Origin of the sequence: Rhizobacter sp., from assembly GCF_031412495.1 — a bacterium.
GTDB lineage: Bacteria > Pseudomonadota > Gammaproteobacteria > Burkholderiales > Burkholderiaceae_C > Schlegelella_A.
The window spans coordinates 1-26,158 of the sequence record NZ_JANODC010000218.1 but is presented as its reverse complement, the minus strand read 5'-3'; the positions used below and the strand labels follow the sequence as shown (position 1 = coordinate 26,158).

Sequence of the window (26,158 nt, the reverse complement as noted above, 5' to 3'; positions counted from 1 at the left end):
CGGGCTGCAGGGCGGCGTTGCCCGCTCGTTGTGTGCCAGAGGCACACGGCCTCACAGGCGCCTTGCCCTGCAGCCCGCGCCGCACCGGCGCGAACCCTCCCATAGCGTTAACAGGCCCTAATGGACGGCGTCGCCGCCTTCTTCGCCTCGCCGCTGAGCACGGCCGACCTGCTCGGCCTGTTCGCGCACTTCCTCGTCCTCAGCCTGCTCGCCGTCGGCGGCGCGATCACCACGGCGCCGGGCATGCACCGCTACGTCGTCTTCGAGCACCCGTGGATCACCGACGCGCAGTTCACCGCCTCGATCGCGATCGCGCAGGCCGCGCCGGGGCCGAACATCCTCTTCGTCGCCGTCATCGGCTGGAACGTCGCCGGACCGATCGGCGCACTGGCGACGATGGTCGGCATCATGCTGCCGTCGACGACGCTGACCCTGCTCGCCACGCGCTGGGGCCGGCAGCGGCGCGAGACGCGCGGCATGCGCGCCTTCACCACCGGCATGACGCCGATCACCATCGGCCTGCTCGTGGCCACGGGATGGATCCTGGCCCAGCCCTATGTCGCGGGCGGCGGCGGACACGCCCTGGGTGCGATCGCGCTCATCGCCGTCGCCATCGCCGCGATGATGAAGACCCGGCTCAGCCCGATCTGGCTGGTCGGGCTCGGCGCCGTGGTCGGCGCCTTCGGCTGGGTCTGACGCGGGCGTCCGCGATCGTCATCGCGTCCCAAAGATGCGGTCGCCGGCATCACCGAGGCCGGGCAGGATGTAGCCGCACTCGTTCAGGTGGCTGTCGATCGCCGCCGTCCAGCAGCGCACGTCGGGGTGAGCCGCAGTCAGGGCGGCGATGCCTTCCGGCGCGGCGACGAGCACCAGCGCGCGGATGTCGGTCGCGCCGCGTGACTTCAGCAGCGCGATGCACGAGTTCATCGAGCCGCCCGTCGCCAGCATCGGGTCGAGCACGATGGCCGTGCGCGCGTGCAGCACGCCGGCGAGGCGATCGACGTACGGCTCCGGCTGCAGCGTCGCGTGGTTGCGGGCGATGCCGACGACGCTCACCTTCGCGTTCGGGATCGCATCGAGCACGCCGTCGAGCATGCCGAGGCCGGCGCGCAGGATCGGCACGACGGTGACCTTCTTGCCGGCGATCCGCTCGACCTCGACCGGGCCGCTCCAGCCCTGGACCGTCACCCGCTCGAGCGGGAAATCGGCCGTCGCCTCGTAGGTCAGGAGCCGGCCCAGCTCGGCCGTGATCTCGCGAAAGCTCTTGGTCGAGAGCGAGGCGTCGCGCAGCAGGCCGACCTTGTGGCGGACCAGCGGGTGCGTGATCTCGACGACCGGCATGGCCTGCTCAGGCGCTGCTGCCGCCGCCCTGCGCCGCCGCGGCCAGGCGGCGCTGCCGCGCCGCCTCGTACAGGCAGACGCCGCTCGCAACCGAGACGTTGAGGCTCTCGACCACCCCCTGCATCGGCAGGTGCACGAGCTCGTCGCAGGTCTTCGCCGTGAGCTGGCGCATGCCCTTGCCTTCCGCGCCGAAGACCAGCGCCAGGGGCCCGGAAAGGTCGATCTCGTACATCGAGCGCGGAGCATCCTCGGCGGTGCCGACGATGCGGATCGCGCGCTCCTTGAGCTCGTTCAGGGTTCGCGCCAGGTTGGTCACCATGAAGTAGGGCACGGTCTCGGCGGCGCCGCTGGCGACCTTGGCGACCGTGGCGTTGAGCCCGACCGCGTGGTCCTTCGGGGCGACCACGGCATGGGCCCCTGCGCCATCGGCGACGCGCAGGCAGGCGCCGAGGTTGTGCGGGTCGGTGACGCCGTCGAGGACGAGCAGCAGCGGCGCGGCCTCGACGCCGTCGAGCAGGTCGTCGAGCGACTTCGCCTGCCGCAGCGGCTCGACGAGGCCGACCACGCCCTGGTGCCGCGGCGAGCCGGCGAGCTTGTGCAGGCGCTGGTCGTCGCTCTCGACCAGCCTCGCGCCGGCGTCGCGGGCGCGGGCCACGAACTGCTGCATGCGCGGGTCGCGTCGCGCCGCATCGACGTGCAGCTCGACGACCGAGCGCGGCGCCACCTTGAGGCGAACGCCGAGTGCGTGGAAGCCGAACAGGACCTGTCGAGTCATCGCCCCATCGTAGCCGGCCGCCCGGCTCAGCCCGGCCGGCCCGCGAGATAGGCCGCCGCCGCGACGATGCCGATCAGCACCGGCTGGTGCAGCATGTAGAAGCTGAGGCTCCAGCGGCCGAGCCCGGCGAGCGGCGCCAGCGCCGGAGGAAGCGGGCGCTCGAAGGCGGCGCGGCCTCGCCGCAGCAGGATCTGCGCCCCGGCCGCACCCCACCACATCACGCCGAGCCAGGGCAGCACCGGCACGTAGTCCTCGGTCACGGGCAGACGCGTGACCAGGCCGACCCAGTTCGTCCAGCGGCTGTCGAAGAATGGGTGCTGCAGCAGGTGCGGCAGGGCGATGGCGAGCAGGCCGAGCGGCAGCAGGGCCCGGCCCCACGGTGCGGTGAAGCGCACGACGATCAGCATGAGGGCAATGCCGTGCAGCACGCCGAAGCTGATGAAGGATCGAGGAAACATCCACCACGACGCGACGCTGACGAGCACCGCACAGCCCGCCACCTGCGCCCAGCGCTTCCAGAAGCGGCCGAGCGCCTGGCCTTCGGCCGTGGCGATCGCCTGCCCGGCCCCGGCGCAAAGCAGGAACAGGGTGACGATGGACGTCCGCTGCACGGTCCAGAACGGGTCGTTGCGGAAGTCCTGGTCGACGAAGCCGAAGTGGTCGAGGTCGAAGCAGAAGTGGAACGCCGCCATCCACACCATCGCCAGGCCGCGCAGCGCATCGAGGCGATCGAAGCGGCGGGATGCGGCGGCGAGGGACGGCACGGCGGGCACGATACCCGAGCCCGAACGGCCGGGCCCCGCCTTCTTCTCGACGTTCCTAGCGGCTCGCCGCGGCGAGCCGGGCCGCCTGCGGCACGCAGCGCGTCTTGCCGCTCCAGCGCGCGCCGCGGGCCAGCGCGCCGGGCCAGCGCTGCAGCAGCGGCCAGAGCGCGGCCGCTGCCCACGGCCGCATGGCGACGTGGGCGAAGACCGCTGCAACGCGCAGGCGGTGAGCGAAGCTCGATCGCCAGAGCGACTCGTACTCGGCGATCGCCTGCTCCTGCGCTGGCGCAGGGGCGCCCCGGGAGCCGGCGTCGACGAGGGCGCCGCGCCTCGGGCCGATGACCGAGGCGAGCAGGAAGGCCGACTGCAGGGCCATGCTGATCCCTTCGCCGACGATGGGATGGGCTTCGCCGGCAGCGTTGCCGATGCGAAAGACGCCGTCGCCGGCGCCGAGGCGAACGCCCGGGCGGATCGGCCCGGTGGACAGCCACGGCCCCTCGCGAACGGCAGGCCGCAGCGCGGCAGCGACTCCGTCGCAGGCGCGTCGCAGCAGGGCCTCGACGGCGTCGCCGGCACGGCCCGCGCCGGCCTGCGCCCGCTGCTGCTCGAGGCGATCTTCCCGGACGCAGCACGCCAGGGTCGCCAGGCCCCCGTCGGCGACGACCATGCCGCCGTAGCCGCCCGGGAAGGACAGCACCGGCAGCAGGTCGGCCTCGAGGCGCACGCCACGGAAGTTGGCCTTGAAGGCGAACAGGTCGCTGGAGCGGCGCGCAGCCCGCCGGCTCTCGCGCTCGGACGGCAGCGGCTCCCACGAGCCGTGCGCGGCGATGGCCACGGCGGCGTCGAGCTCGACGCTGTCGACGCCGTCGCCTGCGCCCGGCGTGCGGCGCAGGTGAAAGGCGAACCGGCCCGGTCGGCCTTCGAAGCGATGCAAGGCGACCGGCTGGAACACCGTCGCCCCGGCCGCCCTCGCCTGCTCGACCAGCAAGGTGTCGAGGTGCTCGCGACCGAGCGCGCGACCGAAGGACTCGCCCTTGTCGGCGGGTGGCAGGGGGGCGGTCACCGTGCGGCTGCCGTGCAGCAGGGCCACGCGCCTCAGCTCCCCCCCGGCAAGCTCGCGGATCGCGTCGCCGATGCCGAGTGCATCGAGCAGCGGCAGGTTCGGGGCGGCGATGCACTCGCCGCAGACCTTGCGGCGCGGAAAGCGCTGCCGTTCGACGAGGGCCACGTTCCACCCGGCACGGGCCAGGAGGATGGCCGCTGCCGACCCGGCCGGCCCGGCGCCGACGATGGCCGCGTCGAAACGCTGCATCAGCTCGCCGGGCCGGCCCCGGCTCGCGTGGCGATGAACACGTGGCTGAAGAGACCGGCCGCGTACTCGCGGCATTGCCACTCTCCCGCTGCGTCCTCCGCGGGTGCGGCTTGACCCAGGCCCGGGCGCGGCCAGAGGGCGGTGATCTCCTGGTCGATGAAGCCGGCGCGCACGCTGAGCACGGCGTCCTTGCGCGTCACCGCGTTGGCGCCGATCGCGCCGACCAGGTGGCTGGCGGCCAGCGCCAGGCGCTCTCGGCGCGGCTCGCAGGCGACGAGCGCATCGCAGCGCCGCGCGATCGCCTTGAGCAGCGCGCCCAGGCCGACGGCGTCGAAGTGGTGCAGGAACAGGTTGGCGACGACGAGGTCGAAACGCGGCCAGAACGTGGGCGCGACCGCCCACTGGACGACGTCGGCGGTGACCGTGCGCGCCAGCCAGCCGTGCGCGGCGAAGGCGCGCTGGGTCTCGAAGTCGACCAGCGGCACGCGGTCGAGAAGGGTCAGGTCGGCCTTGGGCCAGCCCTTGAGGCCCGCGACCGCGGCCAGCAGCAGGTCGCCGTCGCCGCAGCCGATCTCCAGCACGCGCAGCGGCCGGCCGCTGGGCATGCGCCCGGCCATGGCGGTGCGCATGGCGCGCGCCAGGACGCGCGACGCGCCCATGACCCGGTTGACGCGGACGAGGTCGCGGCGCGAACGCTCCGCGGCCGGGTCGTCTGGCGACAGGCTGTCGAGCATCTCCGCCTCGACGATGCGAGGCAGGACGGGTCGTTCGGCGACACGGGAAGAAACGTTCATTCCACCTCCAGCAAAGCCCCGTGACAGCTGAAGCCGGCACCGAACGACGAGAGCCACCACCAGCCGCCGGGCGCGGCGTCGGCCAGCGCCGCCTCGAGCACGAAATAGACGAAAGCGCTGGACAGGTTACCGTACTCGCGCAGCATCGCCGCGCTGTAGACGAAGGCCTCGTGATCGAGCTCGAAGCGGCGCTCGAGCGCGAGCAGCACGTCGCGGCCGCCGGCATGCATGATCCAGGCAGCGATGTCGCCGCTGTTCAGCCGGGCCCGGCCGAGAACGGTCGCGAGCACGCGGTGCGCGTAATCGGCCGCGAGCACCGGCACCTCGCGCGTCAGGATGTTGCGCAGCATGCCGTCGCGCTGCTCGAACATCAGGGCCTTGCGCTGGCCCGGCTCGATCAGCGAGGCGCTGTCCTTCCACTCGATTCGGCGGCCGTTGCCGGGGGCACGCGACACGACGGCCGCGCCGGCGCCGTCGCCGAACAGGCAGGCGCTGATCAGGACGCCGGGGTCGTTGTCGAGGTACATCGCCGCGCTGCTCACCTCGACGCAGACCGAGAGCACGTGCTCGGCCGCGCCGGACGCGATCAACGCCCGCGACAGCTGCAGGTTGGGCAGGGCCGCCGCGCAGCCCTGGCCGACCAGGTCGAAGGCCTGCACACCCGGGAGCAGCCCGAGCCCCTCGACGACATAGCCCGAGAGGCCGGGACACAGGTAGCCGGTGCAGGTGCTGACGACGACGGCACCGATCTCGTCGGCGCGAAGGCCGGCTGCCTGGAGCGCCCGCGCGCCCGCTTCGCGCGCGAGCATCGGCGCATGGGCGAGGAAGCGGCGATCGAGCGTGTCGGGATCGATCGTGAACACCTCGTCGAGCGACCCGAGCGCGAGGCGGCGCGCCTCGATGCCGTTGTCGCGCTGCAGGACGGTGCGGGCGATCAGGTGCGAGCGGGTGTCGAGCTTCGCGAACCACGCCGAGCGGTGGAATGCCTCGAGGCATTCGGCCTTGGTGTAGCGAGTCGGCGGGGTGGCGGTGCCGATGCCGTTGATGAACATGCGCGCCCATTCTAAAAGCCCGGGCTTCGCAGGCGTCGCGTGGCAAGCTACGGCCTTCGTGATCGGAGGACAAACATGGGTGCACGCAAGGTCGCGATCGTCACGGGCTCGGCTACCGGCGTGGGGGCGGCGACGGCCCTGGCGCTGGCGGCGCAGGGCTACGACCTGCTCGTCAACTACTCGAAGAGCCGGGCCGAGGCCGAGGACTCGGCCGCGGCCTGCCGCCACGCCGGCGCCGATACCCTGCTGCAGCAGGGCGATGTCGCCGAGGACGCGGCGTGCAGGGCGATGGTCGAGGCGGCCGTCGCCCGCTGGGGCCGCCTCGATGCGCTCGTCAACAACGCCGGCATCACCTCGTTCGCGGGGGCGGCGAACTGGGACGCGATCGATGCCGAGACCTTCCAGCGCGTCATCGGGGTCAACGCGCTCGGCACCTTCCAGATGATCCGCGCCTGTGCGCCGCACCTGAAGGCGGCGCACGGCTCGATCGTCAACGTGTCGTCGATCGCCGGCGCGCTGGGCATCGGCTCGTCGGTCGCGTACGTCGCCTCGAAGGGAGCCGTCAACGCGATGACGCTCCACTTCGCGCGGGCGATGGCGCCCGAGGTCCGCGTCAACGCAGTCTGCCCGGGTCTCATCACGACGCGATGGTTCGTCGACGGCATCGGCGCCGAAGGCTACGAGAAGCTGAGGGCCATGTACGAAGGCAACGCGCCGCTCGGGCGAGCCAGCACGGCCGAGGACGTCGCCGACGCGGTGCTCTGGCTGGTCGAGGGCGCGCGAACCGTCACCGGCGAGCTGCTGCTGCTCGACAGCGGCTTCCATCTCGGCTCGCGGCAGGCGGCCCGCGTTCCCGGCAAGTAGCCGACGAGTTCGAAGTCATCGGTTGCACAGCGATGCGATTGCCGCCTCGACCCCGCCCCGGCCGTGCGCGATGCCCCGCACCTGCATGGCTGCCTCGACACCGCCGAGGCAGCCCAGGACCATCGCCTCGTTGACGTCGCCGAGGTGGCCGATGCGGAACACGCGCCCGCCGAGCGGTCCCAGGCCGCCGGCCACGGCGACCTGGAAGCGCTCGCGCGCCACCGTGCGCAGCGCCTCCGGGTCGATCCCGGCCGACGTCTCGATCGCCGTCACCGAGACCGAGCGCGCTTCCGGCGCCCGCGTGAAGAGGCGCAGCGACCCGGCCTCGCCCCAGCGCGTCACCGCGGCGTGAACGGCGCGGGCCAGGCGGGCGTGCCGTGCATGCACCCGATCGAGCCCTTCGGTCCGGATCAGCGCCAGCGCCGCCTCGAGGCCGTTGAGATGGGCGAGCGGCGGGGTGCCGCAGAACTTGCGGAACGAGGTGTCGTGGCGGCGCCGCTCCCAGTCCCAGTAGTAGCGCGGCGTCGGCGTCGCCCGCGCGACGGCCATGGCGCGCTCGTCGACGGCGACGAAGGCCAGGCCGGGCTGCACCATCAGGCCCTTCTGCGACGCCCCCATGACGACGTTGGCGCCGAGCGCGTCCATGGCGAACGGCGCCGCCGCCAGCGAGGCCACGACGTCGACGACGAACAGGGCCGGATGGCGGGCCGCGTCGATGGCGCAGCGCAGCGCCGCGAGGTCCGACGTCGTCCCGCTCGCGGTGTCGGTGTGGATCGCGAACACGGCGGCGATGCGGTGGTCCTTGTCGTCGCGGAGCACGGCTTCGACGGCGGCCGGGTCGATCGGGAAGCCTTCGGTGAAGGGCGTTCGCAGCGCGACGCCGCCGAAGGCCTCGACCTGCTCGGCCCAGCCGTCGGAGAAGTTGCCCGTTCCCGGCACCAGGATCCGGGTGCCCGGCGCCACCAGGTTGGCGATCACCGCCTCCCAGCCGCCGTGGCCGTTGGCCGCGAAGAAGAAGACGTCGGCACGCTCGGTCTTCAGGACTTCCTTCAGGCCCGACTCGCAGGCGGCGATCAGCGGCAGGAGGCGGGCGTCGGCCAGGTCCGTCGGCTGGCGCGACATGGCGTTGACCACCTCGTCGGGCACGTGCGTCGGTCCCGGGGCGTGCAGGAGGCGGCGGCCCGGAATGCGTTCGGAGGAGCTCATGCCGAAGATGTTAGCCGGCACGTCGGACAACGCTTACCCGCCCTGGCGATGCGGCCCGGCTGCAATGGGCGTCCCGTGCCGGTAGGGTGTGGGACCTCTTGCTTGCCCGGACCGTCCATGAATGCAGTCGACCTTCTCGTCACCCAGCACCGCCGCATTGAAGCCTCCCTCGAGCAGGTGCTCGAGGCCGACGACGACGGCGAGCGCTCGCGCCGCTTCGCCGAGGTCGGCGATCTGCTGACGGTGCACATCGCTTCCGAGGAAGAGCTGTTCTATCCCGCGGTCCGCGCCGGCCGCACCGAGGACATCCTGCTCGAGTCGCTGGAGGAACACCTTTCTCTGAAGCGCCTGCTGAGCGACCTGCTCGAGCTCGCGCCGGGCGCACAGACCTTCGAGCCGAAGTTCAAGGTGCTCAAGGAGCAGAGCGAGCACCACCATGAGGAAGAGGAGGAAAACCTCTTTCCCAAGGTGCGCAAGCTCCTCGACGCGGCGCAGCTCGAGGCGCTGGGCGCGGAGATGATCGCCTTGCAGAAGCGCCTGCAGCGCGAGGGCGAGCCGCGCGAGGCCGTCACCGAGCAGACGGAGAAGGCCGCGCCGCTGAAGTAGCGTCCCGGGCGCGGCCCGGCGATCGTGTCAGCTGCGCTTCACCGACGTCCACCGCCTGCACGAAGGTCGCCTGGCCGAACGCCCTCCGTCTACAGGGCTCCCCTGGCGTTCTCGAACATCGCCATCCAGGGACTGCGCTCGCTGCGGTCGCCCGACGTCCAGCTCATCTGCACGTTGCGGAAGACACGCTCCGCGTGCGGCATGAGCGCCGTCCAGCGGCCGTCGGCCGTGGTCACCCCGGTCAGGCCACCCTGGCTTCCGTTCGGATTGGCCGGGTACGCCTCGGCGGCGACGCCGCGGTGATCGACGAAGCGCATCGCCGCGTGGACCCGGGCCGGGTCGCCGCGCTGCGAGAAATCGGCGTAGCCCTCACCGTGCGCCACCGCCACCGGGATGCGGCTGCCGGCCAGCCCGCCGAGGAAGATCGACGCCGAGGGAACGACCTCCACCAGGCTGAGCCGGGCCTCGAACTGCTGGCTGCGGTTGCGCGTGAAGCGCGGCCAGGCCTCGGCGCCGGGGATCATGGCGGCGAGCGCGGCCATCATCTGGCAGCCGTTGCAGATGCCGAGCGCGAAGGCGTCCGGCCGGGCGAAGAAACCGGCGAACTGGTCGGCCAGCAGGGCGTTGAAGAGGATCGAGCGGGCCCAGCCCTCGCCGGCGCCGAGCGTGTCGCCGTAGCTGAAGCCGCCGCAGGCGACGAAGCCCTGGAACTGGTCGAGCCGGGCCCGCACGGCCTGCAGGTCGGTCATGTGCACGTCGAAGGTGTCGAAGCCGGCCTGGTCCATGGCGTAGCTGAGCTCGACATGGCTGTTGACGCCCTGCTCGCGCAGCACCGCCAGCTTCGGCCGCGTGCCGACGAGCGCCGGCGCCACCGGCCGGCCTTCCGCGGCGTGGACGTGCAGCCCGGGGTCGTCGCTGCGTCCGGCCGCCTCGTGCTCGGCATCGGCGCAGGCGGGGTCGTCGCGGAGCCGGCACATGCGCCAGCTGACCTCGTCCCAGGCCTGGTGGAGCTCGCGCAGCGGTGCCCGGAACACCGCCTTCGCATCGCGCCACACCTCGATCGCGCCGCGGTCGTTGGTCTTGCCGATGGCGTGGCTGTGCCGGCCGAGGCCGGCGCCGCGCAGCACCTGGATCGCCTCGTCGCGGCGCGCGGTGGGCACCTGGATCACCGCGCCCAGCTCCTCGTTGAAGAGCGCGCGGAGGGTCAGCTCGTCGCGGCGGGCGCCGACCTGGGTCGCCCAGTTCTTCGCGTCGCCCGTGTCGGCGCGGCTGTCGGCGATGCCGTCGCTCTCGGTGACGAGCAGGTCGACGTTGAGGCTGACGCCGAGGTGGCCGGCGAAGGCCATCTCGCACACCGTCGCCCAGAGGCCGCCGTCGCTGCGGTCGTGGTAGGCCAGCACGAGCCCGGCGGCGCGCAGGCGCCCGACGGCCTCGACCAGCGCCTTCAGCAAAGCCGGCTCGTCGAGGTCCGGCACCTCGTTGCCGAACTGGCCGAGCACCTGCGCCAGCATCGAGCCGCCCATCCGCATGCGGCCGCGCCCGAGGTCGACGAGCAGCAGCGTCGTGTCCCCGGGCAGCAGCTGCGGCGTCGATGCCGGACGGACATCGGCGACCGTGGCGAAGGCGGTGACGACGAGGCTCACCGGCGCCGTCACCTGCTTCGCCGCGCCGCCTTCGCCGGCCCAGCGCGTGCGCATCGACAGGCTGTCCTTGCCGACCGGAACGCCGATGCCGAGCGCCGGGCAGAGCTCCATCGCCACGGCGCGGACGGTGTCGTAGAGCGCGGCGTCGTCGCCGGGCGGCGGCGGCATGTCTCCGGTGCTGGCCGGCAAGGCGCCGGCCCCGGCGCGGCCGTGCGGGTCGTCGCTGCACGCGGCCATCCAGTTGCAGCTCAGCTTGACGCGGTCGAGCTCGATCGGCGCGGCGAGCAGGTTGGTGATGGCCTCGCCGACCGCCATCCGCCCCGACGCCGGCGCGTCGATCGCCGCCAGCGGCGTTCGCTCGCCGAGCGCCATCGCCTCGCCGGCGAAGCCTTCGAAGTCGGCCAGCGTGACCGCGCAGTCGGCGACCGGCACCTGCCACGGCCCGACCATCGGATCGCGGCTCGACAGGCCGCCGACGGTGCGGTCGCCGATCGTGACCAGGAAGCGCTTGCTGGCGACGGTCGGGTGGCGCAGGACGTCGAAGGCGACCCGCTCGAGGAGCGCAGCGCCGAGATCGAGCGGCGGAACATCGACGCGGCCACGCCGCACCTCGCGGTGCATCTTCGGCGGCTTGCCGAGCAGCACCTGCATCGGCATGTCGATGACGGGCGCCATGACGAGGCGCGGTGCCTCGGTCGCCGTGCCGATCACCGCGTAGGGGCAGCGCTCGCGACGGCACATCGCCTCGAAGATCGGCAGGGCGTCGGCCGAGACGGCCAGGGCGTAGCGCTCCTGGCTTTCGTTGCACCAGACCTCCTTCGGCGCCAGGCCGCTCTCCTCGACCGGGATGCGGGCGAGGTCGATCGCGGCACCGCGGCCGGCGCCGTCGACCAGCTCGGGAAATGCGTTCGACAGGCCGCCCGCGCCGACGTCGTGGATGGCGAGGATGGGATTGGCGTCGCCGAGGGCGGCGCAGTGGTTGATGACCTCCTGGGCGCGGCGCTGGATCTCCGGGTTGCCGCGCTGCACGGAATCGAAGTCGAGGTCGGCCGCGTTGGCGCCGGCGGCCATCGAGCTGGCGGCGCCCCCGCCCATGCCGATGCGCATGCCCGGGCCGCCGAGCTGGACCAGCAGCGTGCCGGGCGGGAACGCGATCTTCGTCGTCTGCGACGCGGCGATGGCGCCCAGGCCGCCGGCGATCATGATCGGCTTGTGATAGCCCCGGCGCTCACCGCCGACGGTCTGCTCGAAGACGCGGAAGTAGCCGGTCAGGTTGGGCCGGCCGAACTCGTTGTTGAAGGCGGCGCCGCCGATCGGCCCGTCGATCATGATCTGCAGGGCGCTGGCGATGTGCTCCGGCTTGCCGCAGAGGTCGCGCTCCCAGGGCTCGGGGCGGTCCGGGCCGCTCAGGTCGGGGAAGCCCGGCAGCGCGGGCAGGTGCAGGTTCGAGACGCTGAAGCCGGTCAGGCCCGCCTTGGGGCGCGAGCCGCGGCCGGTCGCGCCCTCGTCGCGGATCTCGCCGCCGGCGCCGGTTGCGGCGCCGGCGAAGGGCGAGATCGCGGTCGGGTGGTTGTGCGTCTCCACCTTCATCAGCACGTGCACCGGCTCGCGGCGGCCGGCATAGGGCGGCGCATTGGTGTAGCCCTGCGGAAGCCAGCGCAGGACCTCGCCGCCTTCCATCACCGATGCGTTGTCGCTGTAGGCGACTACCGTGTGCTGCGGCGCCCGGGCCTCGGTGTGGCGGATCATCGCGAACATCGAGCGCTCCTGGCGTTCGCCGTCGATCGTGAAGTCGGCGTTGAAGATCTTGTGCCGGCAGTGCTCGCTGTTGGCCTGCGCGAACATCATCAGCTCGACGTCGCTCGGGTTGCGGCCGAGGCCGCGGAAGGCCTCGAGCAGGTAGTTGATCTCGTCGTCAGACAGCGCCAGGCCGAAGTCGCGGTTGGCGGCCTCCAGTGCCCGCCGGCCGCCGCCGAGCACGTCGATCCGCTCGCTCGGCCGCGCCGGCTGCTCGGCGAACAGGGCCCGGGCGGCATCGGCATCGGCGAAGACGCTCTCCGTCATGCGGTCGTGCAGGAGCGCCGCGACGGCGGCGCGCTCGCCGGCATCGAGCGGCGGCGCCTGGCCGAGCAGCGGCTTCTTCAGCGTCAGCGCGTACTCCACGACGCGCTCGACCCGGCGCACGACCAGGCCGCAGTTGCGCGCGATGTCGGTCGCCTTCGAGGCCCAGGGCGAGATCGTGCCGAGGCGCGGGCCGATGACGATGGTCTCGGCAAGGCGGGGGCGGGGGCGCGCCGCTTCGCCGTACTGCAGCAGGGCGGCGAGCCGGTCGCGCTCGGAACCGCCCGGCGCGGCGTCGCTGCAGGCCCAGTGCACGAAGCGCGCCTGGACATCGGCGATGCGCGGGACGGCTTGCTGCAGCCTTCCGAGAAGGGCCGCGGCGCGAAAGCCCGGCAATGCGTTGGCGCCTTCGAAGCGGGCGAGATGCGGGGGCTCGGTCGTCACGCGAAAGGCAGAGTGTGGGCGGGCGCGGCGCCCTTCGGTGGGCGGGGCAGGCCCCGTGGAAACCCGCGATTCTAGGGGGCCGATGCGATAATTCGGCCATGACGATCACGATCAAGAACGAAGCGGAGATCGCCGGAATGCGTGTCGCCGGACGCCTGGCCGCGGAGGTTCTCGACCTGCTCGCACCGCACATGAAGCCCGGGGTCACGACCGACGCCATCGACAGGCTCGCCCACGATCACATCGTCCACGAGCAGGGTGCGATCCCGGCGCCGCTCAACTACGCGCCGCCCGGCTACACCCCGTACCCGAAGTCGATCTGCACCTCGATCAACCACCAGGTCTGCCACGGCATCCCGAACGACCGGCCGCTGAAGAACGGCGACATCGTCAACGTCGACGTCACCGTCATCAAGGACGGCTGGCACGGCGACACGAGCCGCATGTACATCGTGGGCGAAGGCTCGATCGCGGCGAGGCGTCTCGTGCAGAAGACCTACGAGGCCATGTGGAAGGGCATCGTCCAGGTCCGGCCCGGGGCGCGCCTCGGCGACGTCGGCAGCGCGATCCAGCTCTTCGCCGAGGCGAACGGCTTCTCGGTCGTGCGCGAGTTCTGCGGCCACGGCATCGGCGCCCGCTTCCACGAGGAGCCGCAGGTCCTGCACTACGGCAAGCCGGGCACGCTCGACGAGCTGAAGCCGGGCATGACCTTCACCATCGAGCCGATGATCAACGCCGGCAAGCGCGACATCCGCGAGGCCGGCGACGGCTGGACCATCGTCACGCGCGACCGGTCGCTGTCGGCCCAGTGGGAGCACACGGTGCTGGTCACGGACACGGGCTACGAGGTGATGACGCTCTCGCTCGGGGCGCCGCCGCCGCCCGACTTCGTCGCCGCGGCCTGAGCGCGGCCATGAGCCTCGACGCTGCCGAGCCCGGCCCGGACGTCGCGGCCGCATCCCGGCTGCGCTTCCGCGAGCTGAAGGCGAGCCGCATCGCCGCCTTTCTGGCCGGCCGCCCGACCGCTCGCGATGCCGTGCGCCTGGTGCGCGGCCTGTCGCGCGAGGTCGACCTTACCCTGCACGAGCTTTGGCGCCAGGCCGGCATGCCGGAGGAAGCCGCCCTGGTCGCCGTCGGCGGCTATGGCCGGGGCGAGCTGTTTCCCTACTCGGACGTCGACGTCCTGGTGGTCCTGCCGGCCCTGGCCGACGACGCCGAGGCCGGACGCATCGAGACGGCCCGCTTCATCACCGACTGCTGGGACGCCGGCCTGGAGATCGGCTCGAGCGTGCGCACCGTCGACGAGTGCGTGGCCATGGCGCTGGAGGACGTCACGGTGCAGACCGCGTTGCTCGAAGCGCGCTTCCTGTGCGGGTCGAGCCGGCTCTTCAACGAGTTCCGCGAGGCGACCGCGAAGGTCATGGAGCCGAAGGCCTTCCTGCGCGCCAAGACGCTCGAGATGCGGCAGCGGCACCAGAAGTACGAGAACACGCCCTACTCGCTCGAGCCGAACTGCAAGGAAAGCCCGGGCGGGCTGCGCGACCTGCAGACGGTGATCTGGGTGGCCCGCGCGGCCGGGCTCGGCCGGACCTGGCAGCAGCTCGCCGGCAACGGCCTCATCACGCCGTTCGAGGTGCGCCAGCTGCAGCGCAACGAAGGCGTGCTGAAGCTGGTCCGGGCCCGCCTGCACGCGATCGCCGGGCGGCGCGAGGACCGCCTGGTGTTCGACCTGCAGACCGCCGTCGCCGAGAGCTTCGGCTACCTCTCGGTGCGCGGGCAACGCGCCAGCGAGCGGCTCATGCGCCGCTACTACTGGGCGGCCAAGGCCGTGACCCAGCTCAACCAGATCCTGATGCTCAACATCGAGGAACGCGTCAACGGCCTGCAGGACGTGCCGATGCGCCCCATCACCGAGAAGTTCCTCGAGCGCAGCGGCATGCTCGAGGTGGCCAGCGACGACCTGTACCAGCGCGACCCGCACGCCATCCTCGAGACCTTCCTTGTCTACCAGCGCAGCGTCGGGCCGAAGGGCCTGTCGGCGCGGACGCTGCGCGCGCTCTACAACGCCCGCAACCTCATGGACGCGAAGTTCCGGCGCGACCCGGTGAACCACCGCACGTTCATGGAGATCCTGCGCGCGCCGGGCGGGCAGACGCACGCCTTCCGGCTGATGAACGAGACCAGCATCCTCGGCCGCTACCTCTGGGTCTTCCGCCGCATCGTCGGGCAGATGCAGCACGACCTGTTCCACGTCTACACCGTCGACCAGCACATCCTCATGGTGCTGCGCAACGTGCGCCGCTTCCTCATCCCCGAGCACACGCACGAATACCCGTTCTGCTCGCAGCTGGCGTCGACCTTCGACCGGCCGTGGGTGCTCTATGTCGCCGCCCTCTTCCACGACGTCGCCAAGGGCCGCGGCGGCGACCACTCCGAGCTCGGCGTGCGCGAGGTTCGCCGCTTCTGCCGCGACCACGGCATCGGCAGCGACGACGGGCCGCTCATCGAGTTCCTGGTCGGCGAGCACCTGACGATGTCGCGCATCGCCCAGAAGGAAGACCTCTCCGAGCCCGGCGTCATCGCCGATTTCGCGGCCCACGTAGGCAGCGAGCGGCGCCTGACCGCCCTCTACCTGCTCACCGTCGCCGACATCCGCGGCACCAGCCCGAAGGTCTGGAACGCCTGGAAGGGCAAGCTCCTCGAGGACCTGTACCGGCTCACCCTGCGCGCCCTCGGCGGCGCCCGCCCGAATCTCGACGCCGAGATCGAGGCGACCAAGCTCGAGGCGCGCCTGCTGCTGAACCTGGCCTCGCTGCCCGGCACGGTCGAGGTCCCGCTCTGGCGGACGCTGGAGCTCAGCTACTTCGCCCGCCACGAGGCCGCCGAGATCGCCTGGCACACGCGCTCCCTGATCGACCGCGTCGATACGCCGCACCCCGTCGTGAAAGCCCGCGTCAGCCCGATCGTCGAAGGGCTGCAGGTGCTCGTCTACGCGCCCGACCGGCAGGACCTGTTCGCCCGCACGTGCGGCTACTTCGACAGCGCCGGCTTCAACATCCTCGATGCCAAGGTCCATACGACGACGACGGGTTTTGCGCTCGACACCTTCCTCGTCATCAGCCCGCACCTGGACCCGCCCTACCGCGATCTGATCGGCTACGTCGAGACCCAGCTGGCCCTGGCCCTGAAGGCGACCGGGCCCCTGCCGGAGCCGAGCCGGGGCCGCCTGTCGCGGCGCGTGCGCTCGTTCCCGGTCACGCCGCGCGTCACCCTGCGCCCGGACGAGCGGGCGCAGCGCTGGCTGCTGGGGGTCTCGGCGAGCGACCGCTCGGGGCTGCTCTACGCCATCTCGCGCGTCCTCGCGCAGCACAACATCAATCTGCAGCTGGCCAAGATCACGACGCTCGGCGAGCGGGTCGAAGACACCTTCCTGATCGACGGGCCGGCCCTGCAGCAGAACCGGATGCAGCTGCAGATCGAGACCGAGATGCTCGACGCGATCGGCGCCTGACCGGGGCCTCGATTCAGCTGCGCGACGCCGCGGCCATCGTGGCCGCGGCGGCGTTCACTGCGCCAGGACCTCGCGCCAGCTGGTCCGCTTCGCGCTGCCCGGATCGTCCCACTTCGGGATCGTCCGCACTGCGACGCCGCCGTCGGAGGTGGTGACGATCGCCTTGGGGACGCCGCTCGCGCCGCCGATGGTGATCACCGTGAGGCCGACGATCAGCGAGTTCGAGATCTGCTCCGAGACCGCGGACCCAGGCGCGCCGGTGACCGCCATGCCTGAGCGCCAGTTGAGGTAGTTGAGCCAGCTGTAGCCGCCGGCCGAGCAAGCGCTGATCTGCGGCACGTTGCTGCCGATGACGAGGGTGCCGGAACGCAGCTTCATCTCGACGTTGACGCGCTCGCCGGTGTCCGGCAGGTCGACGCGCCAGCCATCGGCCGAGGCGCACTGCGCCGAGGTGCCGGTGCAGGCGATGGTGCGCGTGGCACCGATGCCGGAGCCGCTCTGCGTCATCGTCAGCGGCGCCAGGGCCGTGCGCAAGTTCGGGAACGCGGTCGTGCCGATCACCGGGTCGACGATGCCGTAGATCGACTGCGTCTGCAGGTCTGCCACGTCGGTCGCACCGAGGAGTTTGCCGGTCGCCACGAAGACCATCGGCTGGTCGCCGATGCGGGTGAGCTCGGCCCTGACCGTGATCGGCTGCGGATTGCCGACGGCGTCCTTGGCCGTGCCCAGGAGCGTCGCCTCGCGGCCCGAAGGCGCGGTGTTGTCGTTGACGTCGAAGCGCCAGATGTTGCCGAGCAGGTCGGTGCCGTAGACGCGAACCGTCGTGTTGTCGATCTCCGCCTTCTCGACGTAGTTGTTGATCTGCGCCAGGCCGCTCGGCGTGATCGCGTTGCCCGCAGTGGTGGCGATCTTGTAGAGGATCTCGCCGGTGCCGGCGTTGAGGATGTACAGGTAGCCCAGGCCGTCGCCGGTCTTGGGGGTGGCGTTCACGTTGTTGTAGCCGGAGGTCACCATCACGACCCAGCGGCCGTCGGCGAGCTTGGTGATGAGCGGCTTGCCGAACGACAGGCCGATGTGGCAGTCGGCACCGGCCGTCGACGCGTTGGCCGGGTCGTAGCAGGTGTTGCTCCACTTGAACTCCCACATGCCCTTGGGAGATGCCGGGTCGGTGACGTCGAGGGCGTAGAAGCCGCGACCGCCGCCGTTCAGGCCGGCGACCAGCATCGTCTTCCAGGTGCCGCCGATGGCGGCGTCGGCGACCGTGGGCGTCGCGTCGACGAAGAACTCGTGCAGGTTCTTGTAGTTGTTGTCGGCCAGCTTGTAGAGCTTCGGCAGCACCGTGCTCGGCACGACAGCCCAGGCTTCCTTGCCGCCCTGGGTGTCGGTGGCGCTGGTGCCGGCGTAGAAGGCGTGCAGCATGCCGTCGTTGGCCGGGACGTAGAGCATGGGCACCCTGGCGGAGTTCGCCGACTTGAAGGCGGCGTAGCCCGCGTCGGAGAACTTGGCGAACGGCGCCCGCACGTAGACCGGCTGGCCGTTGACGACGTCGCCGAGGACGTGGTCGCGCTTGCGGTAGAGCTTCGCCAGGTCGCCGGAGGTGAAGTCCTCGAGGCCGCGCTGTCCGCGCAGGTAGTTCACCAGGTTGGCGTTGACCGCCGCCGAGCGCTGGTCGGGGCCCGAGACGCCGTCGGTCATGCTCGGATGCTGGCTGAGCAGGCTGACGTTGGCGGCATTGAAGTTCGCCTGCTCGGCGCTGTCGAGGCCGGTGTCGGCGGTGCCCGTGGGATTGCCCGAGACGTCGCAGCGCTTGGTGTTCCAGCTGAAGTTGACCAGGTTGTCGGTCGCGCCCTGCCGGAACAGCTTGATGTTGCGGTTGTCGCAGGCGGCGGAAGTGGTGGCGTCGAGCTTGGCCTGTGCCGACCAGATGATCGGCGACTGCACCGCGCCGGTGGTGACGTCGATCTCGTGCGCCTGCACGTCGCCCGTCCAGGCCTGGGTCGTGTAGCTGGCCAGGTAGACGAAGTTGTCGCCCGCGACCGGCTCCAGGTTGGAGGCGCCGGCGCCGGCCGACGACGCGATTCGGGAGTTGATGCCGGCGAGGGCGCCGGACAGCCCCGCGATCACGGCCGTCGGGTTGCTGGCACTGAAGTAGAGGCCGCGACCGTTGACGGCAGCGTGCCAGAAGTCGTCGATCGACCGCGGATCGTTGTAGTTGGTCGGGTCCGTGTAGTAGCCGGCCGCCGGGTTCGGCCAGAGCGGCCAGTTCTTCGCGCCGGAGCGGATGTCGGCGAAGTCGCCGGTGGCCGCCGTCTTGTAGTCGGACCGGTACTGCAGCGACCCCGAGACGCCGAGGGCGATGCTGAACGTCGTCATGTGCTGCCAGCGGACGCGGTCGTCCTCGGCGCCCGAGCCGACGCCCGGGACGTCGTCGCGGTAGTAGTTGACCCCGCGCGGCTCGTTGGTCGCCGTGCGCAAGTCGGTGACGTAGTAGTACTGGGCGACGTCGGCCAGCGAGTTGATGCTTCGCGGCGTGCCGGTGTTGTCGTCGATCGTGCAAGGCCAGGCGCCGCAGCCCGGGTAGGCGGTGGTGTCGGCGGCGGTCCAGGCCGGCGGCCCGTCGACGGGCAGCACCGGCTCGGTGCCCGGCCCGTAGCAGGTGGCGTCGACGACGGGCGAGCCCGGCGTCGTGGTGTCGCTCTTCAGGGAGGTCGTCGCCCCGCTGACGAAGAACTCGCGGATCCGCGTCGAGGTCGTCGTCACGCGCTGCTTGCCCGCGACCACGGTGCAGGTCGTCGCGGTCCAGTTGTTGGTCGAGCTGGCCGCGGTGAACGGGTCATTGCAGCTCGCCGCCGTACTGGAGGTCGTCGCCGTCGCGCAGGTGGTGGTGGTCCAGCTGTTTCCGGGCCCGGCCGCCGCAGCGGTGCACGACGCGACCGGCGTCGGTCCGGTGCTCACCGGGGCCGGACAGGTCGTCGTCGTCCAGTTGTTGCCCGAGGTCGGCCCGCTCGCCGAGCAGCTGGACGCGCCGCCGGCCGTCGTCAGCACCGGGCAGGTGGTAGTCGTCCAGCCGTTGCCCGAAGTGGCGCTGGTCGGCGTGCACGAGGCGACCGGCACGTTGGTCGTGTTGTTGCTGCTGCAGGTCGTCGTCGTGTAACCGTTGCCGGCCGCAGGCGCGCCGACCGAGCAGCTCGCCACCGGCACGTTGCTGGTGCTGTTCGTGCTGCAGGTGGTGGTCTTGTAGCCGTTCGCCGACGTCGGCCCCGATGCCGAGCACGTCGCGACCGGCACGTTGCTGGTGTTGTTGGCCGTGCAGGTGACCTCCGTCCACTGGTTCGACGATGCCGCCGGCTCGGGCGTGCACGTCGCGACGCCGGTCGCGCCCGTGACGATCATCGGACAGGTCGTCTCGGTCCAGCTGTTCGACGACTGCGCCGGGTCGGCGACGCAGGTGCCTGTCGGCACGTTCAGCGTGGCGTTCACGCTGCAGGTGCGCGTCGTGTAGTTGTTGCCTGCCGTCGCGACGGAGTCCGGGGTGCAGGACGCGACCGGCACGTTGCTTGTCGTCACCGGGGTCGGACAGGTGATGGTGACCCAGTTGTTGCCGCTGGCCGCCGTCTGCGGCGAGCAACTCGCGACGGGGACGTTGCTCGTGTCGTTGTTCGAGCAGGTCGTGGCGGTGTACTGGTTGCCGGCGTTCGCGCCCTGGTTCGAGCACGACGACACCGGAACGTTGCTCGTGTTGTTGGTACCGCAGACCGTCGCCGTCCAGCTGTTGCCGGAACTCGCGGCGACGTTGCTGCAGCTGCTGACGCCGGTCGGTCCGGTCGTCACCGGCGCCGGGCAGGTCGTCGCCGTCCAGCTATTGCCCGAGCTCGCCGCGATGGGGGTGCACGAGGCGACGGGCGTCGGCCCGGTCGTGACCGGCGCCGGGCAGGTTGTCGCCGTCCAGCTGTTGCCGGAGGTCGCGGCCGACGGGGAACAGGTCGCCACAGGGACGTTGGTCGTGTTGTTGGATCCGCAAGTGATCGTGGTCCAGTTGTTGCCGGAGGTTGCTGTCTGCGGCGTGCACGACGCGACCGGCACGTTGGCGGCGCCTACAGCATTGCAGGTGATCGTCACCCAGTTGTTGCCGGACGTGGGAGATTGCGGCGTGCAGGTGCCGGTCTGCACCGGCGTCGCCGTGGAGATGGTCTGGCAGTCGGTGCGCTGGAAGCCGTTGCCGCTGGTCGCGGCAGCCGGGGTACACGAGGACACGTTGGTGGGGCCGCTGACCACCGTCTCCGGCGGACAGGTCGTCGTGGTGTAGCCGTTGCCTGCCGTGGGGCCGGAGGCGCTGCACGAGGCGACGGCGACGTTGCTAGTGTTGTTGGTCGAGCAGGTCGTCGTCACCCAGGAGTTGCCCGAGGCGGCCGCGCTGCTCGTGCAGGAGGCGACCGGCACGTTGGTCGTCGAGTTGACGCCGCAGGTCGTGGCCGTCCAGCTGTTGCCGGAGCTCGCCGCGCTGGCGGTGCAGGAGGAGACGCCCGTGGGACCCGTCGTCACGACCGGGCAGTTGGTCGCCGTCCAGCTGTTGCCGGAGCTGGCGGCGACGACGGTGCACGAGGACACGGGGGTCATCGCCGACGTCACGTTGTTGCAGGTGGTCGTCGTCCAGCCGTTGCCGGAGGTTGCCGCTGCCGGCGTGCACGAGGCGATCGGCACGTTGGTGGTGTTGTTCGTGCTGCAGCTCGTCGTCGTCCACGCGTTGCCGCTGGCGGCCGTGGCGGCCGTGCAGCTGGCGACCGCCGTCGGGCCGGTGTTCGTCACCGGGCAGGTCGTCGTGGTCCAGCTGTTGCCGGACGACCCGGTCGCCGGGGTGCAGGATGCCGGGTTGACCGGTGTCGGCCCGGTGGTCACCACCGGGCAGGAGGTCGTCGTCCAGGAGTTTCCGGAAGTCGCAGCGCTGGCCGTGCAGGACCCGATCGGGACCTGGCTGGAGTTGACACCGCAGGTGGTCGTCGTCCAGTTGTTGCCCGACGTGCCGGTCGAGGCCGAGCACGTGGCCACCGGCACGTTGCTCGTCGTGTTGCTCGAGCAGGTGATCGTCGTCCAGCTGTTGCCCGACGTCGGGCCCGACGGCGTGCATGCCGCCACCGGAACGTTGCTCGTGGTGTTGCTGCCGCAAGTGGTCGTGGTCCAGGCGTTGCCCGAGGCAGCGGTCGAAGGCGTGCAGGAGGCCACGGGGACGTTGCTGGTCGTGGCCATGCCGCACGTGGTGGTTGTCCAGGCGTTGCCGGAGCTCGCCGCCTGATTGGTGCAGGAGGAAACCCCGGTGGGGCCGGTCGGGTTGTTGCCGCAGGTGGTCGTCGTGTAGTTGTTGCCCGAGGTCGGCCCTTGCGGCGAGCAGCTGGCCACCGGTGTCGGCCCGCCGACGACGGTTGCACAGGTGGTCGCCGTGTAGTTGTTGCCGGCGCTCGCCGGCGCTGCGCTGCAGGAGGCGACGGGCGTGGGCCCGGTCGTCACCGTGTTGCAGTTCGTCGTCGTATAGCCATTGCCGGAAGAAGCGGCGGCGTACGTGCACGAGGTCGTCGGCGTCTGCGCGGTGGTGGTCGTGGCGCAGGTCGTCGCTGTCCAGTTGTTGGCGGAACTCGCCGGGTCATTGACGCAGCTCGCGACCAGGGTCGGGCCCGTGGTGACCGTCTCGCAGGTGATGTTGCCGCCCGGCGTGCAGGTGCCGACGGCGGTCGGGGTGCACAGCTCGGTTCCGGCATCGCACGAGCGAAGCTGCGTCGTGCTCTTGCGAACCTGGCTGGTGGAGATGTTCAGCTGCGAGGTGCTCTGGTTGATCTGCGCGGTGCTGAGGATGACCTGGTTCGTGGTGCTGGTGACCTGGCTGGTGCTCTGCGTTGCCTGGACCGTGCTCTGCAGCGGCTGCGTCGTGCTTTGCAGGTTCTGCACCGTGAGTCGCGTCGTCTGCGAGGTGCTGATGCGCATCTGCGACGTGCTGGCCAGGTTCTGGACCGTGCTGCGCCGGACCTGCACGGTCTGCTCGTTCTGCTGCGAGGTGCTGCGCACGTTCTGCGAGGTGCTCCGCAGGTTCTGCGCCGTGCTCTGGCGCGGGGTGCGCACCGTCTGCTCGGTGCGCGTGCGGACCTCGCTGGTGCCGCTGCTGCTCTGCAGGATCTGCGTGGTGCTCTGCCGGTTCTGCGTCGTGGCCTGCCGGTTCTGCACCGTGCTCATGGTGGTCTGCGTGGTGCTGCGCAGGCGCTGCGCCGTGCTCTGCAGGTTCTGGTTGGTGCTGGCCAGGTTCTGCACCCGGCTGCGAGTCAGCTGCGACGTGACCTTCAGCGTCTGGGTGGTCGATTCCAGGTTCTGCACCGTCGACCGCAGGTTCTGCACCGTGCTCTGGGTCGTCTGCGAGGTGTTTGCCAGCACCTGGTAGGTCGACCGGTTGACCTGCGCCGTGGTGACGTTGTAATAGGCGCCGCAAGGCTGGTACTCGTAGTGCGTGTTCTTGCTGGTGATCGTGCGCAGCCCGTCGAAGGTGCCGTCCCAGATGGGCCGCGGCGTCACGTTGACATCGGCTGCGGGCGGCGGCGACGGGTTGTTCGTGGAGAAGGCATCGAGCACGCCGTCGCGCTGGCCGACCAGCACCTTGCCGCTGATGTCGACCGGGCCGCCGAGGTGGCCGCCGGCCAGGCCGGTCGACTCGTCCTGGGCGTTCCAGTAGCCGTCCGTGGTCATGATCGTGAAGTTCTGCTGGCACGAGTACTGGACCGGGTCGCCGGTCATGCCCTGGTTGATGCCGTCCTGCATGCCGGCGTAGTGGCGCCCCACCCGGGCCAGGCCCTCGCGCGTCGGCGACGAGCCGCCCGGCTTCTGCGCGAACAGCTTGTCGAACCACAGGCCGCGCTGGGTCGTCGTGAAGTCGTTGATGGCCAGGTACTTGGCCGGGTTGATGGCGGCGTCGGTCTTGTTGTCCTTCGGCTTGACGGTGATGAACCCGACCCGGAAGCTGTCGGTCAGCGGCGTGAAGGCCAGGCTGGCCGCGCTCTTGACGAGGAGCAGGCGAGTCCGGTAATACGTGTACCAGACGGCGAAGTTGGCGCGCTCGTCGGTGCCGCCGACGCCGGAGCCCGATCCCACCAGGACCCGGTTCCAGGTGCCGCCGTCGGACGACGCGATGGTGATGCCGGGGTCGCCGTCGAGGCAAGGCGACGAGTTGTAGGCGGTGATCGGCACCGTGCCGCCGGTCTTGTAGAAATAGTAGGCGGGCTGCGGCGTGTCGTCGTAGCCGGTCGTGCGCAGCGACTGGCTGTCGTAGGCCTTGAACGCACTCGACAGGTCGACGGTGGTGCTGGAGCCGGCGTCGAAGGCGTCGTAACGGGCGGACGTGAAGGAAGGCGTCGGGAACTGCGTGCCGTCGGCCTTCTTCGGGATCGCGTAGGTCTGGTTGCGGTTGTAGTACAGGACGTTGCACTGCGCCGCCTTGTAGCCGACGGAGCCGATGCCGACCTGGGCCTCGATCTCGTCCGGCATGTGGCTCCAGCCCATGGATCCCGAGGTATCCATGAGCAGCATGATGTTCGGCTTGACCTGCGCCGCGTTCGTGCTGGTGATCGGCGCGGTCGAGATGTCGGTCTGCGCCGACAGCACCGGCGTCGCGATCATCGACGACAGGACGAGCGACCACACGAGCGCCTCGCGGGCCTTGCCGGCGGTCCTGCTGCGCCTCGACTTCATCGGCTGCTCCCTGCCCACCCGTTGCCCCACGTCCGCGACACGTGCGTCCGTATCGACGGTTCGGCGATGCGCTTGAGTGCTTTTGAACATGGACTGGACGAGTGGCGATGCAGGTGGAGGACGCATGGAGGCTCTTGACGGACGCGAGTCTATGAAGGGACGCCATGACATCCATGCGCACTCGACCAACGGATCGTTGCGGCCAGCGAACGGCTCGCCGACGCGGCTCGAGCGGCAGTAGTTCACGCGCCGGGAGGCGCGGCAGACCTGGGGGGAGAGCCGGTGCAGGCCGGGCCGAAGCCTGTCCCGCCGGAGAAACAGGCGCGCTCGGCGCCTCAGCCCATGTGCAGGCCGCCGTTCACGGAGAAGTCGGCACCGGTGGCAAAGCCGGACTCGTCGGAGGCCACCCACGACACGATCGACGCGATGTCCTGCGGCGTGCCGAGGCGCCTGATCGGGATGTTGGCGACGATCTTGTCGAGCACCTCGCGGCGGATCGACTTCACCATGTCGGTGGCGATGTAGCCGGGGCTGACCGTGTTGACGGTGACGCCCCTGCTCGCCACTTCCTGGGCCAGGGCCATCGTGAAGCCGTGCATGCCGGCCTTGGCCGCCGAGTAGTTGGTCTGGCCGAACTGGCCCTTCTCGCCGTTGACCGACGAGATGTTGATGACGCGGCCCCAGCCGTTGTCGACCATGTCGTCGATGACCTGCTTGGTCACGTTGAAGAGGCTGGTGAGGTTGGTCTCGATGACGGCGTCCCAGTCGGCACGGGCCATCTTCCGGAACATGCCGTCACGGGTGATCCCGGCGTTGTTGACGAGCACGTCGACCGGGCCGTGCGCATCCCGGACCTGGCGGAACGCCGCCACCGTGGAGTCCCAGTCGCCGACGTTGCCCACCGATGCGGTGAACGTGAAACCGAGGGCCGCCTGCTCGGCCAGCCACTTGGCGTGGTCCCGGCTCGGCCCGCAGCCGGCGATCACCGTGAAGCCGTCCTGGTGCAGGCGCTGGCAGAGCGAGGTGCCGATCCCGCCCATGCCTCCCGTCACATAAGCGACCTTCCTGCGCTCCGCCATCGTGCCCCGTCCCTCAGCGCTCGACGCAGAGGGCAACGCCCATCCCGCCACCGATGCACAGCGAGGCGATGCCCTTCCTCGCATTGCGCCGCCCCATCTCGTGCAGCAGCGTGACCAGGATGCGGCAGCCCGACGCGCCGATCGGGTGGCCGATGGCGATCGCGCCGCCGTTGACGTTGACCTTGCTCGTGTCCCAGCCCATCTCGTTGTTCACGGCGCAGGCCTGCGCGGCGAAGGCCTCGTTGATCTCGAGGAGGTCGAGGTCCTGCGCCTTCCAGCCGGCGCGCTGCAGCGCCTTTTGCGACGCCGGCACCGGGCCCATGCCCATGATCGAGGGGTCGAGGGCGACCGTCGCGTAGCTGGCGATGCGGGCCAGCGGCGTCAGCCCGAGCTGCTCGGCGCGCCTGGCGCTCATCACGATCACCGCCGCCGCGCCGTCGTTGAGACCCGAGGCATTGCCCGCGGTCACGGTGCCGGCCTTGTCGAAAGCCGGGCGCAACCCGGCCAGGGCTTCGGCGCTGGTCTTGCGGTTGATGTACTCGTCGGCCGAGAAGACGATCGGGTCGCCCTTCTTCTGCGGCATCGTGATCGCGACGATCTCGTCCTTGAAGCGGCCGCCTTCCTGCGCCGCGGCGGCCTTCTGCTGCGAGGCGAGCGCGAGCGCGTCCTGCTTCTCGCGCGAGACCGAATGCAGCTTCGCGACGTTCTCCGCCGTGATGCCCATGTGGAACTGGTTGTAGACGTCCCAGAGGCCGTCCGTGATCATGGAGTCGACCATCTTCCAGTCACCCATGCGCTGGCCGTCGCGCGAGCCGAGCAGCACGTGCGGGGCGGCGCTCATGTTCTCCTGGCCGCCGGCGACGACGATGCGGCTGTCGCCGGCGCCGATCGCCTGCGCCGCGAGCATCACCGCCTTGAGGCCGGAGCCGCAGACGGCGTTGATGGTGAGACCGGGAACGCTCTCCGGCAGGCCCGCCTTGACGA

Annotated in this window: 16 protein-coding genes; 5 read left to right on the top strand and 11 right to left on the bottom strand. The window is 70.9% G+C overall.

What is annotated here, in order from left to right:
• Positions 1 to 120 precede the first annotated feature (120 nt).
• Positions 121 to 696, top strand: a complete 576-nt coding sequence (locus AC30N0_RS08235; protein ID WP_489517441.1) for a chromate transporter — start codon at positions 121 to 123, stop codon at positions 694 to 696.
• Positions 697 to 714: 18 nt separating this feature from the next.
• On the opposite strand, the gene upp is transcribed toward AC30N0_RS08235, so the two are convergent.
• Genes upp through AC30N0_RS08205 form a run of 6 tightly spaced genes read right to left on the bottom strand, consistent with a single transcriptional unit; the run spans position 715 to position 6,038 of the window.
• Positions 715 to 1,341: a uracil phosphoribosyltransferase gene (gene upp / locus AC30N0_RS08230; RefSeq protein ID WP_489517440.1), complete on the bottom strand. Its 627-nt coding sequence runs from the start codon at positions 1,339 to 1,341 to the stop codon at positions 715 to 717.
• A 7-nt stretch (positions 1,342 to 1,348) separates the two neighbouring features.
• Positions 1,349 to 2,116, bottom strand: a complete 768-nt coding sequence (gene rlmB / locus AC30N0_RS08225) for a 23S rRNA (guanosine(2251)-2'-O)-methyltransferase RlmB (protein WP_489517439.1) — start codon at positions 2,114 to 2,116, stop codon at positions 1,349 to 1,351.
• A gap of 26 nt (positions 2,117 to 2,142) precedes the next feature.
• The gene (locus AC30N0_RS08220) at positions 2,143 to 2,880 is read right to left on the bottom strand and encodes an acetyltransferase domain-containing protein (protein WP_489517438.1); all 738 of its coding nucleotides are present in this window, start codon (positions 2,878 to 2,880) and stop codon (positions 2,143 to 2,145) included.
• A 55-nt stretch (positions 2,881 to 2,935) separates the two neighbouring features.
• A complete protein-coding gene (locus AC30N0_RS08215) occupies positions 2,936 to 4,192 on the bottom strand; it encodes an NAD(P)/FAD-dependent oxidoreductase (RefSeq protein WP_489517437.1) in 1,257 nt (418 codons plus the stop codon).
• On the bottom strand, positions 4,192 to 4,986 hold the full coding sequence (locus AC30N0_RS08210) for a methyltransferase domain-containing protein (protein WP_489517436.1): 795 nt from the start codon (positions 4,984 to 4,986) through the stop codon (positions 4,192 to 4,194). The genes AC30N0_RS08215 and AC30N0_RS08210 overlap by 1 nt, the downstream gene beginning before the upstream one ends.
• Positions 4,983 to 6,038 carry a type III polyketide synthase gene (locus tag AC30N0_RS08205; protein ID WP_489517435.1) on the bottom strand — a complete coding sequence of 352 codons (1,056 nt, stop codon included), beginning with the start codon at positions 6,036 to 6,038 and terminating at the stop codon, positions 4,983 to 4,985. Before AC30N0_RS08205 ends, AC30N0_RS08210 begins: the two co-directional genes overlap by 4 nt.
• Before the next feature lie 75 nt (positions 6,039 to 6,113).
• Between AC30N0_RS08205 and AC30N0_RS08200 the strand changes: the two genes are divergently transcribed.
• On the top strand, positions 6,114 to 6,902 hold the full coding sequence (locus AC30N0_RS08200) for an SDR family NAD(P)-dependent oxidoreductase (RefSeq protein ID WP_489517434.1): 789 nt from the start codon (positions 6,114 to 6,116) through the stop codon (positions 6,900 to 6,902).
• Positions 6,903 to 6,917: 15 nt separating this feature from the next.
• On the opposite strand, the gene AC30N0_RS08195 is transcribed toward AC30N0_RS08200, so the two are convergent.
• On the bottom strand, positions 6,918 to 8,108 hold the full coding sequence (locus AC30N0_RS08195) for a pyridoxal-phosphate-dependent aminotransferase family protein (RefSeq protein WP_489517433.1): 1,191 nt from the start codon (positions 8,106 to 8,108) through the stop codon (positions 6,918 to 6,920).
• 117 nt (positions 8,109 to 8,225) lie between these two features.
• Here AC30N0_RS08195 and AC30N0_RS08190 point away from each other — a divergent pair, with 117 nt between their 5' ends.
• The gene (locus AC30N0_RS08190; RefSeq protein WP_489517432.1) at positions 8,226 to 8,714 is read left to right on the top strand and encodes a hemerythrin domain-containing protein; all 489 of its coding nucleotides are present in this window, start codon (positions 8,226 to 8,228) and stop codon (positions 8,712 to 8,714) included.
• Positions 8,715 to 8,803: 89 nt separating this feature from the next.
• Here AC30N0_RS08190 and purL read toward each other — a convergent pair whose 3' ends face one another.
• Positions 8,804 to 12,862, bottom strand: a complete 4,059-nt coding sequence (purL, locus tag AC30N0_RS08185) for a phosphoribosylformylglycinamidine synthase (protein WP_489517431.1) — start codon at positions 12,860 to 12,862, stop codon at positions 8,804 to 8,806.
• A 98-nt stretch (positions 12,863 to 12,960) separates the two neighbouring features.
• Here purL and map point away from each other — a divergent pair, with 98 nt between their 5' ends.
• Entirely contained in the window at positions 12,961 to 13,767 is an 807-nt protein-coding gene (map, locus tag AC30N0_RS08180) for a type I methionyl aminopeptidase (protein ID WP_489517430.1), read from the top strand.
• Positions 13,768 to 13,775: 8 nt separating this feature from the next.
• The gene (locus AC30N0_RS08175) at positions 13,776 to 16,373 is read left to right on the top strand and encodes a [protein-PII] uridylyltransferase (protein ID WP_489517429.1); all 2,598 of its coding nucleotides are present in this window, start codon (positions 13,776 to 13,778) and stop codon (positions 16,371 to 16,373) included.
• A 54-nt stretch (positions 16,374 to 16,427) separates the two neighbouring features.
• Here AC30N0_RS08175 and AC30N0_RS08170 read toward each other — a convergent pair whose 3' ends face one another.
• The 3 genes from AC30N0_RS08170 to AC30N0_RS08160 all read right to left on the bottom strand — a co-directional run.
• Positions 16,428 to 24,095: a PilC/PilY family type IV pilus protein gene (locus AC30N0_RS08170; protein ID WP_489517428.1), complete on the bottom strand. Its 7,668-nt coding sequence runs from the start codon at positions 24,093 to 24,095 to the stop codon at positions 16,428 to 16,430.
• Positions 24,096 to 24,430: 335 nt separating this feature from the next.
• The gene (gene phbB / locus AC30N0_RS08165; RefSeq protein WP_489517427.1) at positions 24,431 to 25,174 is read right to left on the bottom strand and encodes an acetoacetyl-CoA reductase; all 744 of its coding nucleotides are present in this window, start codon (positions 25,172 to 25,174) and stop codon (positions 24,431 to 24,433) included.
• A gap of 13 nt (positions 25,175 to 25,187) precedes the next feature.
• The coding region (locus tag AC30N0_RS08160) for an acetyl-CoA C-acetyltransferase (protein ID WP_489517426.1) at positions 25,188 to 26,158 on the bottom strand (971 nt) is incomplete at its 5' end.

Bases quoted from the DNA above. Each gene is read 5' to 3' on its own strand.
- AC30N0_RS08235 (WP_489517441.1), top strand. From the start codon at position 121: ATGGACGGCGTCGCCGCCTTCTTCGCCTCGCCGCTGAGCACGGCCGAC.
- upp (WP_489517440.1), bottom strand. From the start codon at position 1,341: ATGCCGGTCGTCGAGATCACGCACCCGCTGGTCCGCCACAAGGTCGGC.
- rlmB (WP_489517439.1), bottom strand. From the start codon at position 2,116: ATGACTCGACAGGTCCTGTTCGGCTTCCACGCACTCGGCGTTCGCCTC.
- AC30N0_RS08215 (WP_489517437.1), bottom strand. From the start codon at position 4,192: ATGCAGCGTTTCGACGCGGCCATCGTCGGCGCCGGGCCGGCCGGGTCG.
- AC30N0_RS08210 (WP_489517436.1), bottom strand. From the start codon at position 4,986: ATGAACGTTTCTTCCCGTGTCGCCGAACGACCCGTCCTGCCTCGCATC.
- AC30N0_RS08205 (WP_489517435.1), bottom strand. From the start codon at position 6,038: ATGTTCATCAACGGCATCGGCACCGCCACCCCGCCGACTCGCTACACC.
- AC30N0_RS08200 (WP_489517434.1), top strand. From the start codon at position 6,114: ATGGGTGCACGCAAGGTCGCGATCGTCACGGGCTCGGCTACCGGCGTG.
- AC30N0_RS08195 (WP_489517433.1), bottom strand. From the start codon at position 8,108: ATGAGCTCCTCCGAACGCATTCCGGGCCGCCGCCTCCTGCACGCCCCG.
- AC30N0_RS08190 (WP_489517432.1), top strand. From the start codon at position 8,226: ATGAATGCAGTCGACCTTCTCGTCACCCAGCACCGCCGCATTGAAGCC.
- map (WP_489517430.1), top strand. From the start codon at position 12,961: ATGACGATCACGATCAAGAACGAAGCGGAGATCGCCGGAATGCGTGTC.
- AC30N0_RS08175 (WP_489517429.1), top strand. From the start codon at position 13,776: ATGAGCCTCGACGCTGCCGAGCCCGGCCCGGACGTCGCGGCCGCATCC.
- AC30N0_RS08170 (WP_489517428.1), bottom strand. From the start codon at position 24,095: ATGAAGTCGAGGCGCAGCAGGACCGCCGGCAAGGCCCGCGAGGCGCTC.
- phbB (WP_489517427.1), bottom strand. From the start codon at position 25,174: ATGGCGGAGCGCAGGAAGGTCGCTTATGTGACGGGAGGCATGGGCGGG.